The 22,015-nt window shown below is 71.5% G+C and carries 19 protein-coding genes; 7 read left to right on the top strand and 12 right to left on the bottom strand.

The window, feature by feature from the left end; genetic code table 11:
• A complete protein-coding gene (locus tag ABT340_RS26915; RefSeq protein WP_352013613.1) occupies positions 1-1,194 on the bottom strand; it encodes a tetratricopeptide repeat protein in 1,194 nt (397 codons plus the stop codon).
• The gene (locus tag ABT340_RS26910) at positions 1,191-2,510 is read right to left on the bottom strand and encodes an AAA family ATPase (protein WP_352013612.1); all 1,320 of its coding nucleotides are present in this window, start codon (positions 2,508-2,510) and stop codon (positions 1,191-1,193) included. Before ABT340_RS26910 ends, ABT340_RS26915 begins: the two co-directional genes overlap by 4 nt.
• A gap of 194 nt (positions 2,511-2,704) precedes the next feature.
• Between ABT340_RS26910 and ABT340_RS26905 the strand changes: the two genes are divergently transcribed.
• Positions 2,705-3,229 carry an RNA polymerase sigma factor gene (locus ABT340_RS26905; protein ID WP_352013611.1) on the top strand — a complete coding sequence of 175 codons (525 nt, stop codon included), beginning with the start codon at positions 2,705-2,707 and terminating at the stop codon, positions 3,227-3,229.
• On the top strand, positions 3,226-3,711 hold the full coding sequence (locus ABT340_RS26900) for a hypothetical protein (RefSeq protein WP_352013610.1): 486 nt from the start codon (positions 3,226-3,228) through the stop codon (positions 3,709-3,711). The genes ABT340_RS26905 and ABT340_RS26900 overlap by 4 nt, the downstream gene beginning before the upstream one ends.
• 70 nt (positions 3,712-3,781) lie before the next feature.
• On the opposite strand, the gene ABT340_RS26895 is transcribed toward ABT340_RS26900, so the two are convergent.
• Positions 3,782-4,609, bottom strand: a complete 828-nt coding sequence (locus ABT340_RS26895; protein ID WP_352013609.1) for a DUF6597 domain-containing transcriptional factor — start codon at positions 4,607-4,609, stop codon at positions 3,782-3,784.
• Between ABT340_RS26895 and ABT340_RS26890 the strand changes: the two genes are divergently transcribed.
• Positions 4,608-5,162: a TIGR03086 family metal-binding protein gene (locus ABT340_RS26890; RefSeq protein WP_352013608.1), complete on the top strand. Its 555-nt coding sequence runs from the start codon at positions 4,608-4,610 to the stop codon at positions 5,160-5,162. The two genes, ABT340_RS26895 and ABT340_RS26890, sit on opposite strands and share 2 nt — an antisense overlap.
• Positions 5,163-5,360: 198 nt before the next feature.
• On the opposite strand, the gene ABT340_RS26885 is transcribed toward ABT340_RS26890, so the two are convergent.
• Genes ABT340_RS26885 through ABT340_RS26875 form a run of 3 tightly spaced genes read right to left on the bottom strand, consistent with a single transcriptional unit; the run spans position 5,361 to position 10,236 of the window.
• Positions 5,361-6,752, bottom strand: coding sequence for a vWA domain-containing protein (locus ABT340_RS26885; protein WP_352013607.1), 1,392 nt, complete (start codon positions 6,750-6,752; stop codon positions 5,361-5,363).
• The gene (locus tag ABT340_RS26880) at positions 6,749-8,839 is read right to left on the bottom strand and encodes a serine/threonine-protein kinase (RefSeq protein WP_352013606.1); all 2,091 of its coding nucleotides are present in this window, start codon (positions 8,837-8,839) and stop codon (positions 6,749-6,751) included. Before ABT340_RS26880 ends, ABT340_RS26885 begins: the two co-directional genes overlap by 4 nt.
• A complete protein-coding gene (locus tag ABT340_RS26875) occupies positions 8,836-10,236 on the bottom strand; it encodes a S1 family peptidase (RefSeq protein WP_352013605.1) in 1,401 nt (466 codons plus the stop codon). Before ABT340_RS26875 ends, ABT340_RS26880 begins: the two co-directional genes overlap by 4 nt.
• A 198-nt stretch (positions 10,237-10,434) precedes the next feature.
• Between ABT340_RS26875 and ABT340_RS26870 the strand changes: the two genes are divergently transcribed.
• The 3 genes from ABT340_RS26870 to ABT340_RS26860 are packed head-to-tail and all read left to right on the top strand — an operon-like array spanning position 10,435 to position 12,960.
• Positions 10,435-11,631 (top strand): GlnX family signal transduction membrane protein, encoded by a 1,197-nt coding sequence (locus ABT340_RS26870; protein WP_352013604.1) that lies wholly within the window; start codon positions 10,435-10,437, stop codon positions 11,629-11,631.
• Positions 11,628-12,623, top strand: a complete 996-nt coding sequence (locus ABT340_RS26865; protein ID WP_352013603.1) for a transporter substrate-binding domain-containing protein — start codon at positions 11,628-11,630, stop codon at positions 12,621-12,623. The genes ABT340_RS26870 and ABT340_RS26865 overlap by 4 nt, the downstream gene beginning before the upstream one ends.
• Positions 12,624-12,633: 10 nt before the next feature.
• On the top strand, positions 12,634-12,960 hold the full coding sequence (locus tag ABT340_RS26860) for a CU044_2847 family protein (RefSeq protein WP_352013602.1): 327 nt from the start codon (positions 12,634-12,636) through the stop codon (positions 12,958-12,960).
• On the opposite strand, the gene ABT340_RS26855 is transcribed toward ABT340_RS26860, so the two are convergent.
• From ABT340_RS26855 to ABT340_RS26830, 6 genes are all read right to left on the bottom strand, one after another.
• Positions 12,920-13,708 (bottom strand): ABC transporter ATP-binding protein, encoded by a 789-nt coding sequence (locus ABT340_RS26855; RefSeq protein ID WP_352013601.1) that lies wholly within the window; start codon positions 13,706-13,708, stop codon positions 12,920-12,922. The genes ABT340_RS26860 and ABT340_RS26855 overlap by 41 nt on opposite strands.
• A gap of 7 nt (positions 13,709-13,715) precedes the next feature.
• The gene (locus ABT340_RS26850) at positions 13,716-14,789 is read right to left on the bottom strand and encodes a FecCD family ABC transporter permease (protein WP_352013600.1); all 1,074 of its coding nucleotides are present in this window, start codon (positions 14,787-14,789) and stop codon (positions 13,716-13,718) included.
• Positions 14,786-15,820 (bottom strand): ABC transporter substrate-binding protein, encoded by a 1,035-nt coding sequence (locus tag ABT340_RS26845; RefSeq protein WP_352013599.1) that lies wholly within the window; start codon positions 15,818-15,820, stop codon positions 14,786-14,788. Before ABT340_RS26845 ends, ABT340_RS26850 begins: the two co-directional genes overlap by 4 nt.
• Positions 15,817-17,019: an MFS transporter gene (locus ABT340_RS26840; protein WP_352013598.1), complete on the bottom strand. Its 1,203-nt coding sequence runs from the start codon at positions 17,017-17,019 to the stop codon at positions 15,817-15,819. The genes ABT340_RS26845 and ABT340_RS26840 overlap by 4 nt, the downstream gene beginning before the upstream one ends.
• The gene (locus tag ABT340_RS26835; protein ID WP_352013597.1) at positions 17,016-18,191 is read right to left on the bottom strand and encodes a SagB/ThcOx family dehydrogenase; all 1,176 of its coding nucleotides are present in this window, start codon (positions 18,189-18,191) and stop codon (positions 17,016-17,018) included. Before ABT340_RS26835 ends, ABT340_RS26840 begins: the two co-directional genes overlap by 4 nt.
• A gap of 625 nt (positions 18,192-18,816) precedes the next feature.
• On the bottom strand, positions 18,817-19,218 hold the full coding sequence (locus tag ABT340_RS26830; RefSeq protein ID WP_352013596.1) for a hypothetical protein: 402 nt from the start codon (positions 19,216-19,218) through the stop codon (positions 18,817-18,819).
• 625 nt (positions 19,219-19,843) lie between these two features.
• On the opposite strand from ABT340_RS26830, the gene ABT340_RS26825 reads away from it, so the two are divergent.
• Positions 19,844-21,934, top strand: a complete 2,091-nt coding sequence (locus ABT340_RS26825; protein WP_352013595.1) for a glycosyl hydrolase family 18 protein — start codon at positions 19,844-19,846, stop codon at positions 21,932-21,934.
• Positions 21,935-22,015 lie beyond the last annotated feature (81 nt).

Below are 22,015 nucleotides of genomic sequence, written 5' to 3'. Positions count from 1 at the left end.
TCAGCCGTCGGTGCGGTGCGCCAGGCGGCGGGGGGCGGTCGCGAGCCAGATCGTGGCGAGTGAGGCGTAGGTGGTCAGCAGGGCGACGGTGGTCGTCGCCAGGAGCAGTGACACGACGACGGCGAGGGCGAGCAGGGTCGCCCAGCCGTACAGGAGGAGCCGGGCGGGGCGGGAGCCGGTGTGGGCCGCCTCCTGGACGGGGGTGACCAGGGCCATGACCGCGGCGCCCGCCGTACCCACCACTTCGAGGCCGGCCAGCACGCCCGACGTCAGCAGCGCCGCGCCCACGACCGGGAGCGCGCAGCAGAGCGTCGCCACCCGGACCTGGGTGCCTTCGAGCAGCAGCCGGGTCGTACGGCCTCGGTACAGGCGCAGCGTCGCCCAGGCCTCGGCGACCCACGCCGCCCAGTGCAGGACCGCGATGAGCACGAAGACGGCGATGAGCGGCGGCGCCAGGGGCAGCAGCAGCGCCAGACGCAGGCCGCCGCGAAACCTGCCGCGCAGCCGGGTCAGCAGCCGGTAGAGGGGATTGCGGCGTTTGAGCGCCAGGACGAGCAGGTCCCTGGCGTGGTCGAAGCTCGGGTTGAGCCGCAGTGTCTCGCGGAAGGCGTCCGCGGCCACCCCGGGGTCGCCGAAGGCCAGGTGCGCGCGGCCGTAGGCCAGGTGCGCCGCGGCGCTCTCCGGATCGAGGCGTACGGCCAGCGCCGCGGCGGGCACGGCCTCGGCCGCGTCACCGAGCATGACCAGGGCGACCGCCAGCAGGCTCGCCAGGTCGGGGTCCTCGGGATCGAGGCTCAGCCCCTGGCGTGCCGCCTTCGCCGCCTCGCTCCACCGGCCGCTCCGTATGTGCACCCGGGCCAGCAACTCCCAGGTGGGGGCGTACTCGGGGTTCAGCTCCAGCGAGGCGGTGACGGCGGGGAGCGCCCGGTCGGCCCGGCCTGAGCGGTGGTGGACCTGTCCGGCGGCGTAGTGCGTGAACCAGGAGTCGGGCGCGAGCCGTACGGCCTCGTCGGCTTCGGCGGCGGCCTCGGCCACCTCGCCCTGTTCGGCCAGGGCTATGGCGAGCAGGGCGTGCGCGGTCGGGTGCTGCGGGTCCTCGGCGATGGCGCCGCGCAGTTCCCTGGCGGCCTCGACCGGACGGTTCAGGCCGAGCAGGCCACGCGCGCGTTCGAGCGCGACCTGGACGGGCGTCATATGCGCTTGATCCACGGCATCAGCTCGTCCCAGGCGCCGGACTCGTTGGCGTGCAGCACGTAGTTGCGGGCGGTGGTCAGCCACTCGCGTACGGCGGTCGGCCTGACCTGGCCGACGGCGGTGACCAGGTCGGCCGTGACCAGGGGGATCATGCGGCCCGCGCTGATCGACTGCTGGAGCTTGGCCTCGACGGCGCGGTCGACCACCCCCTTGAGGTCGGCGCCGGTGAAGCTGTCGGTGATCCGGGCCACCGCGTCGAAGTCCATCTCGGCCAGCGGCTTGTCCCGGCACATGATGCGCAGGATGGCGGCGCGCGCGGCCGGGTCGGGCGGCGGTACGAACACGAGCTGGTCGAACCGGCCGGGCCTGCGGAAGGCCACGTCCACGTACCAGGGAGCGTTCGTGGCCGCCAGTACCAGGACCCCCTCGTTGGCGCCGTCGTCCACACCGTCGAGTTCGGCCAGGAACTGGTTGACGATCTGACGGTTGTGCGCCTGGCGCATGTCGGACCGGCGGGCGGCGAGCGCGTCGACCTCGTCGAAGAACAGCACGCAGGGCCGGTTGCGGCGGGCCATCTCGAACACCGCGCGCAGGTTGCGTTCGCTGGAGCCGATGTACATGTCCAGGATGTCGGCCAGACCGACGCTGACGAACGCCGCGCCGAGCTCACCGGCCGCGGCCCTGGCCAGGTGTGTCTTGCCCGCGCCCGGCGGGCCGTAGAGCAGCACTCCGCCGCCCGCCCGCTTGCCGAACGCGGCGAACAGCTCCGGCTGCTGCACGGGCAGCAGGAGCTTGAGGCGCAGTGTCTCCTTGACCGCCTCCATGCCCGCCACGTCGGCGAAGGTGAACCGGGAGCGTTCGACCTCCGAGTCGGCCTCCCGAGGCGGGCTCGGCGGCGCCGTCACGGGCTGCGGCGGCGCCGCGAGCCGGGCGGCCAGGTCGGGGGCGGCGACCGAGGGGTCGCGGGAGACCGCCTCGTGGTAGCGGCGGGCCGCACCGGCCGTCTCGCCCTCACCGAGCAGTGCCCTGGCCGCGATCACGCCCATCCGCGGCGGGTAACCGGCCCGCGCCAGGTGCGGCTCCAGGATCGACAGCGCCGCGCCGTACGCGCTCTGCCGGGTGAACGCCTCCGCCAGGCCGGTTGTGATGTCCGGGTCCTGGGGTGCCAGCATGAGCGCCGCGCGGTACTCCGCCTCGGCCTCGGCGAGGTATCCCTTGGTGAGAAGCTGGTCGGCCAGGTGCCGCCGCAGCGGGAGGTTGTCCGGGGAGAAACGGGCGGCCTCGCGGAGAGCCTGGAGACCGGCATCGTCGAGCACAGGAGACACATCCCTTCTGTCCTGGTTCCGGCGTCAACCTACCAGGGGGCGCGGAGGCGTGATCTTGCGAATCTCGGGACGGCTTCCGGTTGTTCCACGTGAAACATCACCCGATACCAGGTGGAAGGCCCGGTTGTGTGTCCGTGAACCTGATCGCTCCGCCGTCCGACTGTGCAGGGTGACAGGAGGACGCGATGACCGACGAACTACTCGTGGTGCGGGCCCAGCTGGGTGAGCGGGCGGCGCTCGCGGAACTGGTCGACCGCTGGCGGGTGCCGGTGTGGACCTATGTGCGGCGCATGCTGGACGCCGAGCGGGCCGACGACGTGGCCCAGGAGGTCTGGCTGGCCGTGGTCCGTGGCCTGCCCCGGCTGCGGGAACCCGACAGGTTCGCGCCCTGGCTGTTCACCATCGCACGCCGGTCGGTGACAGACCGGCTGCGCGGCCGGTACGCCAGGGAGCACGAGGCGCTCGCGGCGGACAGGGCGATCGTCGAGGACCCGGTCGAGGCTCTGGTCGACCGCGCCGAACTGGTGGGTCTCCTGGCGGAACTGCCGGTGCCGGAGCGGGAGATCCTCGTCCTCTTCTACCTGGAGGACCTGTCGATCGAGGACTGCGCACGGATCTGCCAGGTCCCCGTCGGCACGGTCAAGTCCCGGCTGAACCGGGCCCGTCGGCTGTCGCGTGAGCATCTGGAGCGGAAGGGGTACCGGGCATGACCGAGGAGGAACCGCGCATGTCGGCGCGGGAGACGATCGAGGGGCTGGAGTCGGCCCTGTCCAAGGGCCGACGGATGCGGGCCGTGACGGCGCTGCTGACGGGGTCGGTCGGCACGGCCTTCGTCGGCGCGCTGTGGCTGGGCGAGCCCGGACCGCTGCCGGGCCGTACCCGGCTGGCCTTCGCCGTGTTCACGGTGTGCTGTGTGGCCTGGGCGGGATACGGCGGATGGCTGGTGACACGCCGGGTGCCGCTGTTCGCCGTAGACCGGGTGATCGCGGCCTGGATCGGACTGGCCGCCGCCGTCGCCACGACCGCTGTGCTGGTGGTCGCGGCCGTCCAACGTGGCGGAGGGGTCGGGGCCGCGCTGGCGGTCGGCGGGGTGTTCGTCGCGGTGGCGCTGGCGCTGGCCGTACGGGCTCACGCCCGCAGGGCCGCGTTGCTGCGGCGGGTCCGGGAGCTGACCGGCGAGGGCGGGGGGTGAGAGGACCGGCGAGACCCTGACCAGAGGCCCTGACCGGCCGTACGGGAAGGGCCGAGCGTCCCGAGAGAGGTCAGGGGCGTCGGCCGAGGCGGGCGTAGGCCGAGGGGGGCATGCCGACCGCGGCGGTGAAGTCGCGGGTCAGGTGGGCCTGGTCGGTGTAGCCGAGTTCGGCGGCCAACGTGGCCAGGTCGAGGCCCTGATAGATCCGTTCGGCGGCCTCGTGCAGCCGGAAACGGCGGATCACCCACTTGGGGCCGACGCCGACATGGTCGCGGAACAGCCGTTGCAGCGAGCGCGTCGACCGCCCCGACCTGGCGGCCAGCTCGTCGACCCTGGTCATCGAGGGGTCGTCCTCCGCCAGCGCGACCAGCGCCGCGGCCTCCTCGGCGAGCGGGTCCCGCTCAGGCTCCAGACCGAGCAGGAGCTCCTCGACGAGCGTGATCGCGGCCCGCGCGTCGGGCTCGGCCAGGACCCGCTCGACCAGGGTCGTGCCCGCCGCGCCGAACATCTCGCCGATCTCCGTGAAACGGTCGGTCAGCGTGGAGACCGGGGCGCCGAGGAACGTCCGGAAGCCACCGGGCACGAAGCGCGTGCCGAGCACCCGGCCGCTGCCACGCATCGTGTAGGAGAACCCGCCCCTGATCACGCCCACGACCCGGTGGAAGTCCTCGGTGATCACCATGTTCACGGTCGGGTGCGAGACGATGCGCTGCTCGTACGGCTCGGCCAGGCCGGTCCACGTGACGACCCAGAAGTGGTCCACGTGGGCCGCCAAGCCGGGGGCGGGCGCGTGGCGGGCGAAGGCGAAGGCGTCGAGACCCGCGTACGGGTCGACCCAGCCGCGCTGTCGCGTTTCTACAAGCCGCGTTCCCGACGAGCCGGGCAGGATGGCTGCCATGAACGACATGATGCCGCTGATGAGGCGTGCCACCGAACAGACCGCCGACCTGGTCCGCACTGTGGTCCGTACAGCGGGACAGGAGAGGCTGGGAGACCCCACGCCGTGTGCGGAGTTCGACGTCAGAGGCCTGATCAACCACCTTGAGTGGGTGGCCGAGATGTTCGAGTCGGTGGGCGAGGGCGGGCCGCGCGTCGAGCAGGGGCCGTACGCGGGTGACTTCCCCGAGCGGGCCGAGCGCACCCTGGCCGTCTGGTCGCGCCCTGAGGTGTGGGAGGGGGTCAGCCCCGCCATGGGCATGCCGATGACCACGCTGGCCCACATGTTCCTCGTCGACATGGTCGTGCACGGCTGGGACCTGTCCAGGGCGGTCGGCGAGCCGTACGAGCCGGACGCCGAGGCGGTCGAGCGGGCGCTGGACTTCACCGGGCAGATGGCGGAGATGGGCAGGAAGCGCGGCGCCTTCGGGCCGCCGGTCGCGGTGCCCGACGACGCCCCGCCGTTCGACCGGCTGCTCGGCCTCATCGGCAGGGACCCGGCCTGGAAGCCGTGAGGCGGCCCCAGGGCGACAGGGGTTGAGGCAGGTGACGGTCCTGGGGCAACGGGCCGCCGGCTGAGGAACCGCGCTTCGCCCGTACGGCGTGGCCGGCTGTTCCAGGGCGATCGGCAACCCTGGGACAACGGGGCCGCAGGCTGAGGAACGGCACTTCACCCGTGCGGCGTGGTTGACGGCCCTGGCTCTTGGAAGGGCTCAGGGGCGGCGGTGGTGGCCGCAGTGGATGCAGAAGTTGGCGGCCGAGGGAGAGGTACGGCCGCATTCGCACTCCCAGGGAGGGCCCGCGGGAACGGCGGCGGGTTCCTCCTCCGGCGCCTGTTCGTAGTGGGACAGGGCCACCTTGACCAGCTGGACGTCGTGGTGGCTCAGGTTGGGGCGGGCACGGACCCGGCCCTCGTCGAGGTCGAGGATCTCCACGAAACGCTGGAGCTCGTCGAGGGCGCGCTGGTTGCCGCAGCGGGCGGCCAGGCGGACCGCGCGGGCCCACTCGCGCTCGGCCCCGGGCAGGTCGTTCCTGCCGTAGGCGGACAGGCCCGCGTCGACGGCCTGGCTCATGTTGTCCTGGGCCTGGTAGAGCGAGATCGTGTGGCTGGTGAACGCCGAGGCGTCCGGATCCTCACTCCAGTGGACCATGACGTTGGCGGCGCCACGGCGCTCACCGCCGACCACCGCCTCGACGCGGGCCACGCGCAGGTCGGTGAAGTGCGGGGCGCCCTCGTGGGAGACCTCGAAGCGGAGCTGGTAGTCGCGGGACTCCTCACCCCAGGAGCCGCTGGCCAGCTCGAAGACGCGGTCCCCGAGCGCGGTGACGTGCCCGGTGAGGTCGGCCCGCTCGGGATAGACCTGCCTGAGGGAGACCAGCCTGCCGGGCGGGGTGGTGGTGAAGCGCAGCGCCATCTTCGGGGTCACCTTGCCGAGAGCCGCCTCGACCATCCTCCTGAACTCGGCCTCAAGCTCGGCGTCGTCGACCACGGCGTCGGCTGAGCCGCGCAGCACGGTGGCGATCCGCTGCAGGTCGTGGGCCACCCAGTCTTCGCCGATGCCCCGGGCGTCGCAGACGAACTCGCCCTCGCAGGCCGCCAGCGCCCGTTCGAACTCCTCGGGAGACTCGTTGTTCCGGCCGTCGGTCAGCAGGATCGCGTGTCTGAGCGCGTTCGGGTGGGGGGCGAGCAGCCGCCGGGCCTCGGTGAGCCAGGCGCCGATGTTGGTGCCGCCGTTGCAGGTCAGCCTGCGTACGGCCGCCCTGGCGTCGGCCCTGGTGCGCTCGCTCGCCGGGGTCGGCGGGTAGACGGTGCGGGCCTCGTGGTCGCCCGCGACGACGGCGAAGAGCACCCCGTCGGGCAGGACGTCGATCGCCGTCATGGTCGCGCTCACCGCGGCTGCGATCTTCAGACGGCGGCCTTCCGACCTGCGGTTCAGCCCGCCCATGGAGCCGGAGCAGTCGATGATGAGGACCTCGCACCGCTCGGCTCGCTCGGCGGGACCGTCGAGCCGCTGCCCGGCGACCCTGAGGACGGCGTCGAGTTCGGTCCTCCCGATGGTCAGGACCGGGTCCTGGTCGATGTTCAGCTCGAACCTCAGGGTCACAGCAGGCTCCAGGGGTGTACGGAGTGCGCGAGGTCGACCAGCCTGCCCCGGTCCTGCCAGGTGGTGGCCTGCTCGGCGAGTCTCAGATATGACCGTTCCAGTTCCCGGCGCGCCTCGTCGTCCGGCGCGGAGCGGTCGCGCGCCTCCCGGACGGCCGCGGTGAGGCGGTCCCTGACCTTGCCGGTCGGCTCTCCCCCGTCGAGGACCAGCGAGGCCAGCAGCCGGGTCGCCCTTGTCAGGTCGTCGGCGCCGGGGAGGTTCCCGCCGGGCAACTCCTCCGACAGCACGCGTACGGCGGCGACCCGGGCGGCGTCGTGGTGCTGGGCGACCTTCGGCACCCCGTCGAGGACGCCGACCGCGGCCGACCGGTCTCCGGCCCGCACCCGCAGCCTGACCAGCCCGAACGCGGCGTTGGTCTGCGAGCGGTCGCGCCGCCACACGACGTCGAAGCCCTCTTCGGCGGCACGGAGGTCGCCCAGGAGTTCCTGGCAGAACGCGCGGGCCAGCTTCGGTGCGGTCTCGCCGGGCAACGCGCCGTAGACACGGTCGAAGCACGACAGCGCCGTGCCGTACTCCTCGCGGGCCAGGGCGAGCAGGCCGTGGTGCCAGGTGACCCGCCAGCCGTCGCCGGACAGGCTGCTCTCGGCCTCGTCGAGTTCGTCGAGTTCGAGGTGGGCACGGCAGCGGCGCAGCCCGACCTCGGGTGATCGGCGGACCTCGGAGAGCTGGTCGAGCAGGCCACGGGCGGTGGTGTTCCCGATGGACGCCAGCAGGCCCGCCGCCGGGTCGTCGGGGTCGGCCTTGGGGACGGGCAGGCCACGGGCGACGAGGGCGGCGGCCGGGGGGAGACCGAGCAGGGCGCCGCCCCGGTCACGGGTCCAGCGTTCGAGCGGGGAGGCGGCGCTCAGGCCGCCGTCGAGGAGTTCGGCGCTCGGCTCGAAGACCGTGGACGACTCGAAGGCCGCCGGGACGTGTTCCGGCTGGAAGGATCTGACCTCGCGCAGCACACCCCTGAGCTGTTCGAGCATCTCCGCTGCCGAGGCGAAACGTCGCTCCCAGTCCTGGTGCGAGGCGCGCTGGATCAGCCTCCTGAGCGACTCGACGGCCAGCCCTGTGCGGGACGGGCCGCCGACGCCGAGGAGTTTGTCCAGCGTCCTGCCGACGGCGTAGATGTCCGAGCGCACGGTCAGGCCGCGTTCCCTGATCTCCTTGGCGCTCACCTGGAAGCCGTAGGTGCCCACGATCGGGCTGGACCTGTCGTCGTCGCGCCGGACCCCGCCGATGTCGATGACCTTCATCCGCTCGGGGGTGATGATCACGTTGTCGGGCTTCATGTCGCAGTACAGCAGGCCACGGCCGTGCAGGTAGTCCAGCGCCAGGAGGATCTCGTAGCCGTAGGCGAGGACGTGCTCAGGCTCGGGGCGCGCCTGCCGGTTGGCGAGGACCTCGCCGAGCGACTGGCCGTCGAGATACTCCATGACGATGTAGCCGCCGCGTTCCCCCCGGCTGTCGTCGTGGGTGACGAAGTTGTAGATGCGGACGATGTTGGGGTGGTCCAGCGAGATCAGGAAGCGTCGTTCCGAGACCTCAAGGCTCACCGCGGTCGGGTCGTCGGGCTGGATCAGGCCCTTCAGCGCGACGTAGTTGTCGTTGAGGTGGCGGTCACGGGCCAGGTAGACCCAGCCGAGGCCGCCGTGCGCGATGGGGCCGACGACCTCGTACTGGTCGGCGACGAGCTCGCCCGGCGCCAGGCGCGGTTCGAAGTCGAACGGCGTCTGGCAGGTCGGGCAGAACCCCTTCAGCACGGCGGGCTGCCCGGCGTAGGTGAAGTTGATGAAGTGCCCCTTGCGGCACCTCCGGCTGAACCGGACCCGGCCGGGGTCGGAGATCACCCGGGTCGAGGGGTCCTTCCCCGAGGGGACGGGCACGGAGACCAGCCCGTCGGCGGCCCTGAGCGTCCGGCTCCCGGAGACGGCGGGCAGGGAGACCGGGTCGGCGGGCCGGGAGACCGTACCGGCGGGGAGCCCGCATTCGACGCAGAAACCGTCCTCGTCGATCCGGCCGGAACAGAAGGCGCACGGAGTCATCGGTTCTCCTTCAGCGCGCGGATGTAATGGTCGACCGCCTCGCTCGCCGCGGCGAGGTCACATGGCAGGGTGAAAAGCAGGTGGTGGGCCCGCGTGTATCGTTCGGCCAGAATTCGGTCACGTTCCGAGCGCTCGACGCCCGACCCCAAATGGTAGGCCCTCAGAAGGCTTTTGAGGCTTTTGTACTCGTCGTTGATTCTATCGAGTTCCCTATGAGTCTCAGTGGATTTGCGGAGAAGTTCCCTTGTCTCACTCTCGCATTCCTCAAGATCGGGAAGTGTGGGATTTCTGCGCAGGCTCCTGACCCGCAGTTGCAGGGCGGGGCCGTCGTCCGGCCAGTCGGGGACGGGGGTGACCAGCCGGGCGACCCCGCGGTGCCGTGCCCGCGTCGCCCGCGCCGCCGCCCGTGCCTCGGTGACCCGTACGTCCAGGACCTCAAGCCGCCGGGCCACCGAGGGCTGGTCCAGAATCCTGCGCAGCCGGGCGGACTCCTGCCGCAGCCCGGTGATCACCTGATGGCCCGCCTCGGTGAGCGGCCTGATCACCTCCTGCGCGAGGGTCTCCGGGTCGTCCGCCGCGTCCACGGCGTCGAACACGAACATCTGCCGCTCCGAGTGCCGTTCGAGGGCGCGGTGCACCTGCCGGGACACCTCGGCGACGGTCATGCCGGAGACATCCTCCTCGTGCTGCGCGGGCTCGGCCAGCGAGGTGGAGACCGGCGCGTCCCCGGTGACCACGACCATCGCGCCGCCGGAACGGCCGGGCCCGAAGAACTCCCTGATCTGGTCGGTGAAGGAGGGACTGTCGGCGACCATCCCGGCCAGGGCGGGAAGGTGGTGGACGATCGTCTCGACCGGGATCATCCACGCCAGCCCGGCGAGCCCGGGAAACTCGCTGACCACGACACCCAGCACGTCACCGGTCCGCCCGTCGACCACCGGCGCGCCGCTGAACCCACGGCGGATCTCCCGGTACGGCTCGGCGTCCATCTGGATCCACTCGCCACCGGGACCGGCCCGGCCGCCGAGCCGCGCCCGCACCCACAGGCCGTCGTCGAGGAGGGAGGGAAAACCACGTGTGTAGACCTCGCGGCCCCACAGACCGGGCCGCCGTAACACCGGCCGTCTTTCCAGGGGCGCGGGTGAGGCCAGGCCGAGCAGGGCGAGGTCACCGCGCTGGTCGTCGTCCGCCGGGACCCAGGAGACCACCTTCGCCGTGCCGGGACGCGCACCGGGCTGACCGACGAATTCCGCCACGACCTCCTCGGCGCGGTCGGGAATGACGTGCGCGCACGTCAGAACCGTTTTCTGATCGAGCAGCACCCCCGCTCCCAGGACCTCGCCACCGGCCTGTCGGATTCGTACCCACCAGGTTTCCTCTCCCGGCTCAACTCTCACCGTAAAAGACTACGTAACGGCCGGCATTACGGGGAAGATTTGACTATTGGGGTGGTTACCAGGGTTTCTGGAAGCGCCGAACGCTGGTAGGAAAGCCGAGTTTTGTGGCATTCTTGCCGAAGCCGAAGGTGACCAGCTGTATATACGGAGGTCGGTCACATCAGAGTCAGGCACACCCGGACCAGACTTCTGCTGTACATGATTCTCACCGCGACGACGCTGATCGGTGTCGGCGTCACCGGAACCCTCACCGACAACGCCCTGCAGAGGGCGGGCGGGGAACAGGCCGACATGGCCGCCAGGCTGAGCGACGACGCCCAGGTGATCTACCAGTCGCTCGCCAAGGCCGACACCTCGGCCACCGGGCACTTCCTGGCCGGGACCACGACCCAGGCGACCCTGCGAAAGCGCTACGACGACGCGATCGACCGGATCAGGCGGCGCCTGGCCGACGCGGGCGGCCTGACCGGGGGAGACGTCTCCCGGGCGACCAACGTCGCCGAGATCGCCCTGCAGCTTCCCGTCTACACCGGCCTGGTGGACAAGGCGGGCACGCTGATCGCCCCGGCGAAGGACGAGACGGCCGACCCGGACGAGGCGAGGAAGGCCGTGGGGCCCGCCCTGCTCGGGGCCGCCTACCTGCACGAGGCCAGCTCCTACCTGCGCACGGTGCTGCTGCCCGCCGCCGCGCGACTCCAGCGCGACGAGACCGACAACCTGCGCGACGCCAAGAGCACCGCGCTGCGCACCTCGGCCGCCCACCTTCTGCTGCTCCTGGCGACGATCGCCGGGCTCGTCCTGACGCAGTGGTCGCTGGCGCGCCGTACGCGGCGGGTGCTCAACCTCGGGCTCCTCGGCGCCACGGTCCTGGTGGCCGTCGTGCTCGGCGCCACCGGCTGGTCGCTGCGCAACTGGCCGGAGACCGACCGGCGGCTCGGCGCCATCGAGACGCGCCTGATCGACCAGCGAAGACTCGTGGACGCAGAACGCGCGGCGCTGACCGCCTACGCCGACACCTACCTGCTGCTCGGCGGCACCAGCCCGTTCAACTGGGAACAGTCGCTGCGCAACTTCCGGCGGAACGCGCGCTGCGCGGAACGGGAGACCACCTGGTGCCAGACCTACACCATCTCGATCCACCAGGAGCTGATCGCGGGGAACAACGACGGGGCGGTCGCCGCCGCGCTGCCCGGCGGACGGTTCGCGGCGGCCTTCGAGGTGGTCGACCGGGACAACACCACGAAGCTCGAAGACGGGGCCAGGCAGATCCAGGCGCTGGCCGTACAGGTGCCCTCGGCGCCGTCACGGCTCGGACTCCTGACCGTCGCGCTGTGCTGCTGCGCCGTCCTGTCCGCCGGCCTCGGCTTCTGGCCCAGGATCAGGGAGTACCTGTGAGAAGAGCCGCCGTGACCCTGGCCGCCCTGGTGCTCGCGGCCTCCGGCTGCGCCACGCCGTACCGGCCGCCGCCGATCACCGAGCCGACGCCTGCGGGCGCGATGTTCTCCGTGCCGCAGGAACCCGCGAAAAAGAGGGACGAACCGGACTGCGACCCCCGCTACAGCCTGCCTCCGTCCCCGGTACGGCCCCGCCTGGACCGGCTGAAGGTGGGTGTGTCCCAGTCGACCCCCAGGATGTCGTTCCGCAACCCGAGGACGGGGGAGTTCGAGGGCTTCGAGATCGAGCTGGTGATGGAGGTCGCCAAGGCCCTGTTCGGGTCACAGGCCAGGCAGCGGGTCGACTTCGTCACGGTGCCCTTCTCCGAGGGGGTCAGGCGGCTCAACGACGGGACCATCGACCTCTTCGCCCAGTCGATGACCACGACCTGCAGGCGGGCCACGGAGATCGCCTATTCGAGCGACTATCTCGACACCGGCCAGACCATGCTGGTCCGCAGGGGGTCCCCCTACCAACGGGTGGAGGACCTGCGCGGGAAACGGGTGTGCTCCGGGGCCTCGACCGTCTCGATCGACCACGTCAGGCAGCTGGAGGTCGGGCTGGTCCCGGTCGTCGCCGCAGTGACCAGCGACTGCCTGCTGATGCTTGAGCAGGGACAGGCCGAGGCCGTCTCCTCCGACGAGAACATCCTGATCGGCCTCAGGGAGATGAGCGGTGACACCCGGATGCTGCCAGGCACGACCCCGCCGCCCGGAGGCGGCAGGTGCGTCTGGAACGTCAACCCCGTCTGCAGCTGGTTCTCCGACGAACCCCACGGCTTCGCCTTCCGCAAGAGGGACGTCCAGCTGCTGAGGTTCACCAACCACGTCCTGGACGAACTGCGCGCCGACGGCCGGTGGAAGCGGATCCACGACACCTGGCTGTCCGGCCACCCGGACAAGGGACCACCTCCGGCCCATTACCTGAAGAACGCGACCGCATGGCCGTACTAGGGGAGATTCTGTGTCCGAGTTGATCAGGTTCGAGACCACCGGTGGCCACATCGTGGTGGAGACGGCCGACGAGGAGGGAGTACGGCGGGTCTCAAGGAAGGGGCTGACGGACGTGGCCCGCCGCTTCGGGGAGGTGCTGGCCGAGGTCGAGGTCGCCGCGGCGGACGCCCTTGAGTCCTTCAGGTCGGGCAGGCTCAGGCCGGACCAGATCGAGATCGAGTTCGGCGTCAAGCTCAACGCCGAGGCCGGGGCGCTGATCGCCAAGACCTCGACCGAGGGTCAGCTCACCGTCAAGCTCACCTGGTCGTCGGGCCCCCCTCCGGGGGACGCAGGATGAGGTGCGGCGCGCCGGATCCGGGGACCGAGGTGACGTGCGCGTCCACGCCGAAGACCTCCCTGATGAGCCGCGGGGTGAGCACCTCGTACGGCGGGCCGTCCGCGACCACGCGTCCCTCTGCCAGGACGTAGACGTGGTCGCAGTAGGCGGCGGCCAGGTTGAGGTCGTGCAGGGCCGCCACGACGGTGGTCTTGGCGGAGGTGACCAGGTCGAGCAGGTCGAACTGGTGGCGCACGTCGAGGTGGTTGGTCGGCTCGTCGAGCACCAGGACGGGCGTCTGCTGGGCCAGGGCACGGGCCAGGAGCACCCGTTGCCGCTCACCCCCCGACAGCGTGGCGTAGCGGCGGCCCGCGAGGTGGGCGACCCCGGTGTGGGTGAGGGCGTCGGCGACGGCGGCGACGTCCCGGTCGGTGTCGGCGGCGAAGGGCCGTTTGTGGGGGGTTCGGCCCATCGCGGCCATCTCCCAGACCGTGACGTCGAAGTCCGAACGGGTCTCCTGGGGCAGCGCGGCGACCAGCTGGGCGGCCCGGCGCGGGGTGAGCGCCCACAGGTCCTCGTCCCCGACGGTGATGCTCCCCCCGGCCAGGGGAAGGTGCCGGTAGACGGCCCGCAGCAGGGTGCTCTTGCCGCTGCCGTTCGGCCCGACGATCCCGACGCGCCCGCCGGAGGGCGCGGTGAGGCTGACGCCGGTGACGACCGGGGTCGTGCCGATGGTGACGCGCACGTCTCGCAGGTGCAGGCTCGTCATCGTGGTCTCACAGTCCTGTGGTCTCGCGGGCCCGGGTGTGCACGAGCCAGAGGAACAGCGGGGCGCCGATGACGCTGGTGACGACCCCGACCGGCAGCTCCTGCGGGTGCAGGGCCGTACGGGCGGCGATGTCCACCAGCACCAGGAAGGCCGCTCCGGCGAGGGCCGCGACGGGCAGCAGCCTGCGGTGGTCGCTGCCGACGAGCAGCCGGGCGGCGTGCGGGACGATCAGGCCGATGAAGCCGACACCCCCGGCCAGCGCGACCATCACCCCGGTGAGCAGGGCGACGAGCAGGAACAGGTGCCGGCGCAGCCGGGCGGCGGGGACGCCGAGACCGGCGGCGGTCTCGTCGCCGAGCAGCAGCGCGTTGAGCGGCCTGGCCTGGGCGAGCAGGGCGGCCATCGTCGCGGCCAGGACGACGGCGGGCAGCCCGAGCGAGGCCCAGTTCGCCTCGGCCAGGCTGCCGAACAGCCAGAACAGCACCGAATGGGTGGTGCCCGGGTCGTCGGCCCGCAACACGAGGAAGCTGGTCACCCCGGACAGCGCGTAGGTGACGGCCATCCCGGACAGGACGAGCCGTAGCGGAGCGAGGGCACCGCCGGTACGGGCCAGGGCGTAGACGACGGCGAAGGCGCCCAGCGCCCCGAGGAAGGCGGCCACCCCGGCCGAGGCCCCGCCGAGCGGCGCGACCCCGGTGACGGTGACCGCGACCGCCCCGACGGCCGCGCCGTAGGTGAGGCCGAGCACGTACGGGTCGGCCAGCGGGTTGCGCACCAACGCCTGGGTCGCGGCGCCGGACACGGCCAGGCCCGCGCCGACCAGCGCGGCCAGCAACGCCCTCGGCAGGCGCAGGTTCCACACCACGGTGTCCTGGCTGACGCTCCACGTGGGCTCGCCCTGGCCGGTCAGGTGCCGCATGAGGACGCGGGCCACCGTGTCGGCGGGTACGGCGACGCTGCCGAGCATGACGGAGGCGGCCAGCCCCACGACGAGCAGCCCGCCCAGCACGGCACAGGCCCCCAGGACGACACGGCGCCGCGGAGGGCGGGGCAGGACGGCGGGTCGCGGGGGGCCGCTCATCGGGCCCGGCGCAGTTGCCCGGCGAGTTCGACCACGGCGTCGGCGTTGCGCACCCCGCCGACCGAGGCCGTCTCGTAGACCAACCGGGCGAAACGCCTCTCGGTCACCGCCCGCACGCCGCGCAGCGCCGGGCTGGTGGTCAGGAAGCGTTCGGCCTCGGCGAAGCGGGCCTCGTTCGCGGCGGGGCTTCCCCGGTCGTAGACGATGACCAGGATGACCCGTGGGTCCCGGGCCACCACCTCCTCCCAGCCGACCTTGGTGTAGGCCTCGTCCCGGTCACCGAAGACGTTGTGGCCCCCGGCGGTCTCGATGACCGCGTTGACCGCCTGTCTGTTGCCCGGCGCGTACGGCGTCGCGGTCCCCTCGTCGTACTCGAACGGGAACACGCTCAGCCGTTCCGCGTCCCTCACCTCCGCCTCGACCGGGGCGATCTTCCGCCGCATCTCCGCGATGACCCGTTCGGCCCGTTCGGGCACCCGGAAGATCCGGCCGAGGTTCGCAAGGTCCCGCCACACCAGGTCGAAGCCGGTCAGCGGGGCGGTCACCGCCGTCTTGCACGCGGTGGACAGGGCCAGGTAGGACGGGATGCCGTCGGCCGCCAGCTCCGCGCGGGACATGGCCCCGGGGGCGTCGAAGTTGCTGGCGAACCCGCCGAGGACCAGGTCGGGTTCCGCGGCGAGCACCTCCTCCCTCGGCACCGGGCGGTAACCGCCGCCCGCGGTGTACTTGCCGGACAGCGACCGCAGGGCGGCGACCTGCGCGGAGAAGCGTTCCGGCAGGCTGCCGGGGCGGGGCTGCTGCCCGATGGCCGTGACCCGGTCGCCGAGACCGAGCCAGAGCATCAGTTCCAGCACGCTCGGGGTGAGCACGACCACCCGTTCCGGCGGGGCCCCGACGTCCGTCGCGGGGCCACCGCAGCCGGTGACGGTTGTCGGGGCCGAGGACACGGCCACCCCACCCCCGGGGGCCGCCGCGCAGCCGGTGGCCAGGAGAACGGCGACCAGGGACCAGCGTGTCAGCACACGCATCATGAGCCTTTCCCGGACGGTTGGAGGGCCGCGGCCCCGGCGGTCGCGACGACGGCGGCCAGTACGGCGAAGCCCGCGGCGGCGGCGAACACCACGGCCGACGGGGTGCCCGCGAGCGCGCCCGCGACGAGGTTGCCCAGCGCCGACCCGGTGAAGGTGGCCGTGATCCCCCAGGCGAAGGCCTCGGTCAGCGTCCCATCCGGGGCGCACCGGCCGATGAGCTCGAAGTTGCAGATGACCATGGGGGCCAGCAGGAGCCCGGCGGGCACGCAGAGCGCGACCAGCGTGGGGACGTTCGGCGCGAGGGCGAGCAGTCCGACGCCGCAGCCGTACCCGGCGAGGATCACCCGCATCCGCACGGCGGCGTCGGCGCGCCACGACCGCGAGCCGTACAGCAGGCCGCCGATGAGGCTGCCCACGCCGAACGCGGCCAGCGCCAGGCCGCCGGAGGCCGGACCGTCGGAGCGTTCACCGGCGAACTCGACGAACCCGAGCCTGAGCACCCCCAGCAGGGCCCCGGTGAGCACCGAGACCGTGAGCAGCACGACGACGCCCGGCGAGCGCAGCGGCCCGGCCAGGCTCGCCCCCCTGCGGGCCGGGGCCCAGGAACGTGAGGGCGGCAGCGTGCTGAACCACACCGTGCCGCCGAGCAGTACGGCCGCGCAGCCGCCGACGGCCCAGGCGGGCCCGAAGGCCGCGCTGACCACGGTGACCAGCAGCGGCCCGGCGACCAGCGCGACGTCGAGCACCATGGCGTCAACCGCGAGCGCGGTGCGCCGTACCGCGTCGTCGTCGATCACGTGCGACCACAGCGCCCGCGCCGCGGCGGCCACCGGCGGCAGCGAGAGGCCGACCGCCGCCGCCCACCCGGCCAGGGCCCCGGTGGCCGGGCCCAGGTGCGCCGTCACCAGCAGGCCGGTGAAGGCGACCGCGTTGACGCAGGCCGCGGCGGTCAGCGGCCTGGTCTGCCCGAAGCGGTCCACGAGCCTGCCGTGCACCGGGACCCCGGCGGCGTAGGCGACGCCGCCGGCCGCCGTCACCACGCCCGCCGCCGGGTAGGAGCCGGTCCGCTCGGCCGCCAGCAGCAGCACCGCGAAGACGTAGGCCTGCAACGGCACCCGGGCGCACACGCCGACCAGCAGCAGTGACGGCACCCACCGCTGCCGCCACAGCCGCACGTACGCCGTGGCCGGAGCGCTCACCCGGCGGCCGGGTGGCGCTTGACGAGCCGGTTGGGGTCGGTGAGCCCGGCGCGGGCGATGCCCTCGGGCATCCCGGTCTCGCCGAGGACGGGGTTCCCGGCGCCGAACATGTACAGCACCCCCTCGGAGAAGCCGTCGACGCCGAGTGCCTCGTCGAGCTCCTCGTCCCGGAAGGCGGCGCTCTGCCAGGCGCCGAGTCCGACGGCGGTCGAGGTCAGCACGAAGGTCTGACCCAGGTGCCCGGCGGACAGCAGCGTCACCCGCAGCGCCCGCGAGTGCCGGTACTTGTACATCGTCCGTTCGAAGACCACGGTGACGAAGCAGACGAACGCCGACGGCGTGCACATCTCCGACTCGTAGGTCACCCGGTGCAGCCGTGCCCGGTCGAAGTCGGGGTCGACGAGTTCGAGCGCGTGCGCCTCGGCGTTGTAGTGGTACAGCCCCGGCGGCACGTCCTGGACGTCGAGAACCGCGACGTAGCCCTCAAGCTCGTGCCTGGCACCCCCGCACGGACTGGTCCGCAGGATCAGCGTGCCCAGGTCACCGGCGTCGTAGAGCTGCATCGGCGCGAAGGTGTAGAACAGCGCCGTGGACAGCTGCGCCAGGCTCACCGGCTCCCCGGTGAACACGCGGTGTGTCCGCCGCCGGGTCAGCACCTGCCCGTACGGCTCCGCCAGCGGCAGGAACGCCCTGGGCAGGTAGACCCGTGGCGCGTCCGGATAGGACTTGAAGATGGCCGGTGGGGGACCGCCGGTGCGCCGTACCCAACCGGCGTCGGCGCGGCGTTGTTCCAGGCTGTCGCCGGTGTAGATCGTGTTCCGGGTGCCGAAGTGGAAGAAGCGGGCCTCCTCCCCCCAGTCACGCCAGGCGTCGAGGAAGCGTTCCTCGCGCTCCTCGGCTCCCCTCTCGACCAGCAGCCCGGCCTCGGCCAGGGCCAGGACCGCCTCGCGCACCGAGTCCTGGTCGAACTCGCCCAGGTCGGAGGCGACCTTCTCGACGGTCGTCCAGTCGGTGAAGTGTTCGAGCAGTTCGACCGCCTGGGCGTTCACGGCGACCGCGTTTTCGGCCTCCTCGTCGGTCGAGCGGCTCTCCAGGTAGTTCTCGGCCGTCAGCTCGCCGTCGTGCCAGTAGATCATCAACGTTCGCGCCCGCCGGAACTCGGTCTGCGTCACGCACGCTCCCTCTCGCTCACCTGCTGCTTCTCCTGCCTCCGACCGGCCGCCACCTCCGGCCGGTCACGGTTCCCGGCCGACCGGTCGCCGTCTCTGACCGGTCGCCGCCGGGAGAGCCCGGCGGCGACCGTCCATGACTGGCTCAGCCCTGTCAGCCGTGGTTGTTCAGCAGGCGGCTGCGGGTCTTCTTCCTGCGGGCCACGATGTCGAGCGTCTTCTTGACCATGGACGATCCTCCTTTCTCCCCGGAGGAGGCATGTGGCCTGTCTCCGGTTCTGGACAGTGGATCTGGACGGTGGACACCCGAGTAGTCGGCCGCCGGGCCCCGATGGTTCCCGTCGATCGCCGGACACCCACCGGCCTGGCAGAAAATCCGCGATAAATGGCTGTTTCTCACCTCGTGACGATGACATTCGAATGTCAAGATCCAGTCAAGGAGATCGTATTCGCGGGCCGTGTGGAAAACACGCCGCCCGGCCTGTGTTTCCGGACGGCGCCATGACCACCGGGCGGCCGGGGCGTCGCTGTCCCCCGGCCGCCCGGTACCACCGGGGCCCGCTCCGAAGGTGGCCACACCGGCGACCGAACCTGAGCGTCCCGGGGTGGCCCAGGGGACCCACAGGGGTCAGGCGTCCCCCATGGACTCCACGGTCTTCGCGGCCCCGGGGGCGCCGGCGGTCCCGGCGGAGGGGAGGCTCAGGCGGTCGGCCACGGTTCTGACGCCTGCGGCCAGGGCCGCGATGAGCAGCAGCAGGAACAGTCGCAGCAGGTCATGGCCGTCGAGGGTGAGTTCGGCCTCGGTGTTGACCAGGAACCCGGTGGCGAGCAGCCACGCCAGGACGGCGGTGGCCAGGGCGGCGGGCCAGCGGGGCGTGCGCAGGGCCTGACCGCCGACGGCGATCGCCATGACCAGCAGCCGCCCGCGGACCTGCCCCGGGGTGAAGAGCAACGACGCGACCGCCGTCGCGGTGACGGTGGCGAACAGGCCACCGGCGAGCGAGAAGCCGATCGGTTCTGAGCGGACCATCGCAACCGCCTTTTCCGCTGGAGATCCCTACTTTCTTCATCAAACTTCTGAACCACCATTTTTCACCCTTTGTCTACGCATCTCCTACGCTTTTCCGGATAATCCGTACGGGTTCCCTACCGGATGGCCGTCCGCCACGTCCGGCAAAGGTGTCAGGAAACCGGAATCAGGACTGACCAGATTGTTCTTCCGGCACCCTTTCCCGCATTTCCCCCGACCCGGAAACACCTCCGGCCGCACCGGGCGCCGGCACCGGGCGAGGAGGCCGTGTGGCACACCGCCGACGGTCACGCTCCGTGACCGTCGGCGGGGGTGATGTCCCCGGGTGTACACGCTTGTTCACCCCCCGCTGATAACGCGGGTCTCCGGCTCCGGGTGAGCGATATAAGGCCAGGTCAGAGTGGCTGTCGGGAAATCGTTAAGAAACTTACCGGCGGGAATTGTTAAGAAACTTGACAAAAGATACGGGCTGATCCAACCATTAGGTCACACGCGGATCCGCAACCCGTTCTCCCAACTCTGCGTTGAACCACGCATCAGACACGGCATCGGCCTGCCGGATGCGCCACCCCCCCCATCCCGGGGCCCGCTGGGTCCCGCCTGACTTCTGTTACGGGAGTCTGCAATGCACCTAAGAACATCGCTTCGTGCTGCCCTGGCGGCTGTCACCACCGCCGTCACGGTGCTCGGCTTCACCGCCATGGGCACCACGGCCGCGAGCGCCACTCCGGACAAGGCCACCGCCCCCGTCAAGGCCGCAGCCGCAGGCCTGCCCGAGCGGGTCTTCGCCCCCTACTTCGAGGCGTGGACCGGTGAGGACCCGGCGACGCTCTCCCAGCAGTCCGGTGCCAAGCACCTGACCATGGCGTTCATCCAGGCCGCGACCAAGGGGTCGTGCACGGCCTACTGGAACGGCGACACCAGCATGCCGATCTCGACCTCCACCTTCGGCGCCTCGATCAACAAGATCAGGGCCGCGGGCGGAGACGTCATCCCGTCGTTCGGCGGCTACACGGCCGACAACACCGGCACCGAGATCGCCGACAGCTGCACCAACGTCAACTCGATCGCCGAGTCCTTCAAGAGCGTCATCAACACCTACGGCGTCACCCGGATCGACCTCGACATCGAGGACAACTCGCTGACCAACAGCGCCGGAATCGACCGCCGCAACAAGGCGATCAAGCAGGTCGAGGACTGGGCCGCCGCCAACGGCAAGAAGATCGAGTTCGCCTACACCCTGCCCACCACGACCAGTGGCCTGGCCGACAGCGGTCTGGCCGTGCTGCGCAACGCGGTGGCGAACAACGCCAGGATCGACGTCGTCAACATCATGACGTTCGACTACTACGACAACGCCAGCCACAACATGGCCAACGACACGAAGACCGCGGCCCAGGGTCTGCACGACCAGCTGGCGCAGCTGTACCCGAACAAGACGTCGGACCAGCTGTGGAGAATGATCGGCGTCATCGAGATGATCGGCATCGACGACTTCGGTCCCGCCGAGACGTTCAGGGTCGAAGACGCCGCCCCCGTGCTGAACTGGGCGATCAGCAAGAACCTCGCCTACCTGTCGTTCTGGGCGCTCCAGCGTGACAACGGCGGCTGCCCCGGGACCGCCGGCGCCAACGAGTGCTCCGGCATCGAGCAGAGCACCTGGTACTTCAGCCAGGCCTTCGCCCCGTTCACCAGCGGCAGTCAGAACCCGTCCGACGACTTCTCGGTCGCGGTCTCCCCCGCCTCCGGCTCGGTCAACCCGGGTGAGACGGCGACGACGACGGTCAACACCGCCGTCACCAGCGGCGCGGCGCAGACGGTCAACCTCGCCGCGACCGGGCTTCCCGCCGGTGCGACCGCGACCTTCACCCCCGCCTCGGTCACCGCGGGCGGTTCCTCCTCTCTGAAGCTCGCCACCACCTCGTCGGTGACCCCGGGCGTCTACCCGATCACCGTCACCGGCACGGCGGCCTCCGGCAACCACACCGCGACCTACAACCTCACGGTGAAGGGCACGTCGAACGACGACTACTCGATCTCGCTCTCCCCTGCCACCGGCACGGTGATCGCCGGGGACGCGACGACGACGACGGTCAACACCGCCGTCACCAGTGGTTCGGCGCAGACGGTCAACCTCGCCGCGACCGGGCTTCCCGCCGGTGCGACCGCGACCTTCACTCCCGCCTCGGTCACCGCGGGCGGTTCCTCCTCGCTGAAGCTGGCCACCACCGCCTCGGTGACCCCGGGCACCTACACGGTCACCGTCACGGGAACGGGCGCCTCGGCGACCCACACCGCCACCTACACCCTCACGGTCGGTGGCGCCAACCCCGGTGGCACGGTGGCCAACGGTGACTTCGAGTCGGGCTCGCTCAGCCCCTGGAACTGCCAGTCGGGCGGCACCGTGGTCAGCTCCCCGGCCCACGGTGGCACCCACGCCCTGCAGGTCGCGGCGACGAACAGCCAGACCGGTGAGTGCTCCCAGACGGTGACGCTGACCCCCAACCACAGCTACACGCTGAAGGGCTGGGTCCAGGGCAACTACGCCTTCCTCAACGTCTCCGGCGGCGCGACCGGCAGTGCCTGGGCCTCCTCCGGCGGCTGGAGCCAGGTCTCGGTGCCCTTCACCACCGGTTCCTCCGGCACGGTGAAGATCTCCGTCCACGGCTGGTACGGCCAGGGCAACGTCTACGCCGACGACTTCAGCATCTCCTGACGCTCGTCTGAGGCCTGACAGCCCACAGGGGCCGTCGCACCGGATCCGGTGCGACGGCCCTCGTCGTTTCCGGGACCCGGG

The organism is Streptosporangium sp. NPDC000239, assembly GCF_040300765.1.
Lineage (GTDB): Bacteria > Actinomycetota > Actinomycetes > Streptosporangiales > Streptosporangiaceae > Streptosporangium.
The sequence above is the reverse complement of the archived record's forward strand: the minus strand, read 5'-3'. Positions and strand labels throughout refer to the sequence as shown.

Excerpts from the sequence above, each read along its gene's own strand:
- ABT340_RS26915 (WP_352013613.1), bottom strand. The coding sequence starts at position 1,194 with ATGACGCCCGTCCAGGTCGCGCTCGAACGCGCGCGTGGCCTGCTCGGC.
- ABT340_RS26905 (WP_352013611.1), top strand. The coding sequence starts at position 2,705 with ATGACCGACGAACTACTCGTGGTGCGGGCCCAGCTGGGTGAGCGGGCG.
- ABT340_RS26900 (WP_352013610.1), top strand. The coding sequence starts at position 3,226 with ATGACCGAGGAGGAACCGCGCATGTCGGCGCGGGAGACGATCGAGGGG.
- ABT340_RS26890 (WP_352013608.1), top strand. The coding sequence starts at position 4,608 with ATGAACGACATGATGCCGCTGATGAGGCGTGCCACCGAACAGACCGCC.
- ABT340_RS26895 (WP_352013609.1), bottom strand. The coding sequence starts at position 4,609 with ATGGCAGCCATCCTGCCCGGCTCGTCGGGAACGCGGCTTGTAGAAACG.
- ABT340_RS26880 (WP_352013606.1), bottom strand. The coding sequence starts at position 8,839 with ATGACTCCGTGCGCCTTCTGTTCCGGCCGGATCGACGAGGACGGTTTC.
- ABT340_RS26870 (WP_352013604.1), top strand. The coding sequence starts at position 10,435 with ATGATTCTCACCGCGACGACGCTGATCGGTGTCGGCGTCACCGGAACC.
- ABT340_RS26855 (WP_352013601.1), bottom strand. The coding sequence starts at position 13,708 with ATGACGAGCCTGCACCTGCGAGACGTGCGCGTCACCATCGGCACGACC.
- ABT340_RS26850 (WP_352013600.1), bottom strand. The coding sequence starts at position 14,789 with ATGAGCGGCCCCCCGCGACCCGCCGTCCTGCCCCGCCCTCCGCGGCGC.
- ABT340_RS26845 (WP_352013599.1), bottom strand. The coding sequence starts at position 15,820 with ATGATGCGTGTGCTGACACGCTGGTCCCTGGTCGCCGTTCTCCTGGCC.
- ABT340_RS26830 (WP_352013596.1), bottom strand. The coding sequence starts at position 19,218 with ATGGTCCGCTCAGAACCGATCGGCTTCTCGCTCGCCGGTGGCCTGTTC.
- ABT340_RS26825 (WP_352013595.1), top strand. The coding sequence starts at position 19,844 with ATGCACCTAAGAACATCGCTTCGTGCTGCCCTGGCGGCTGTCACCACC.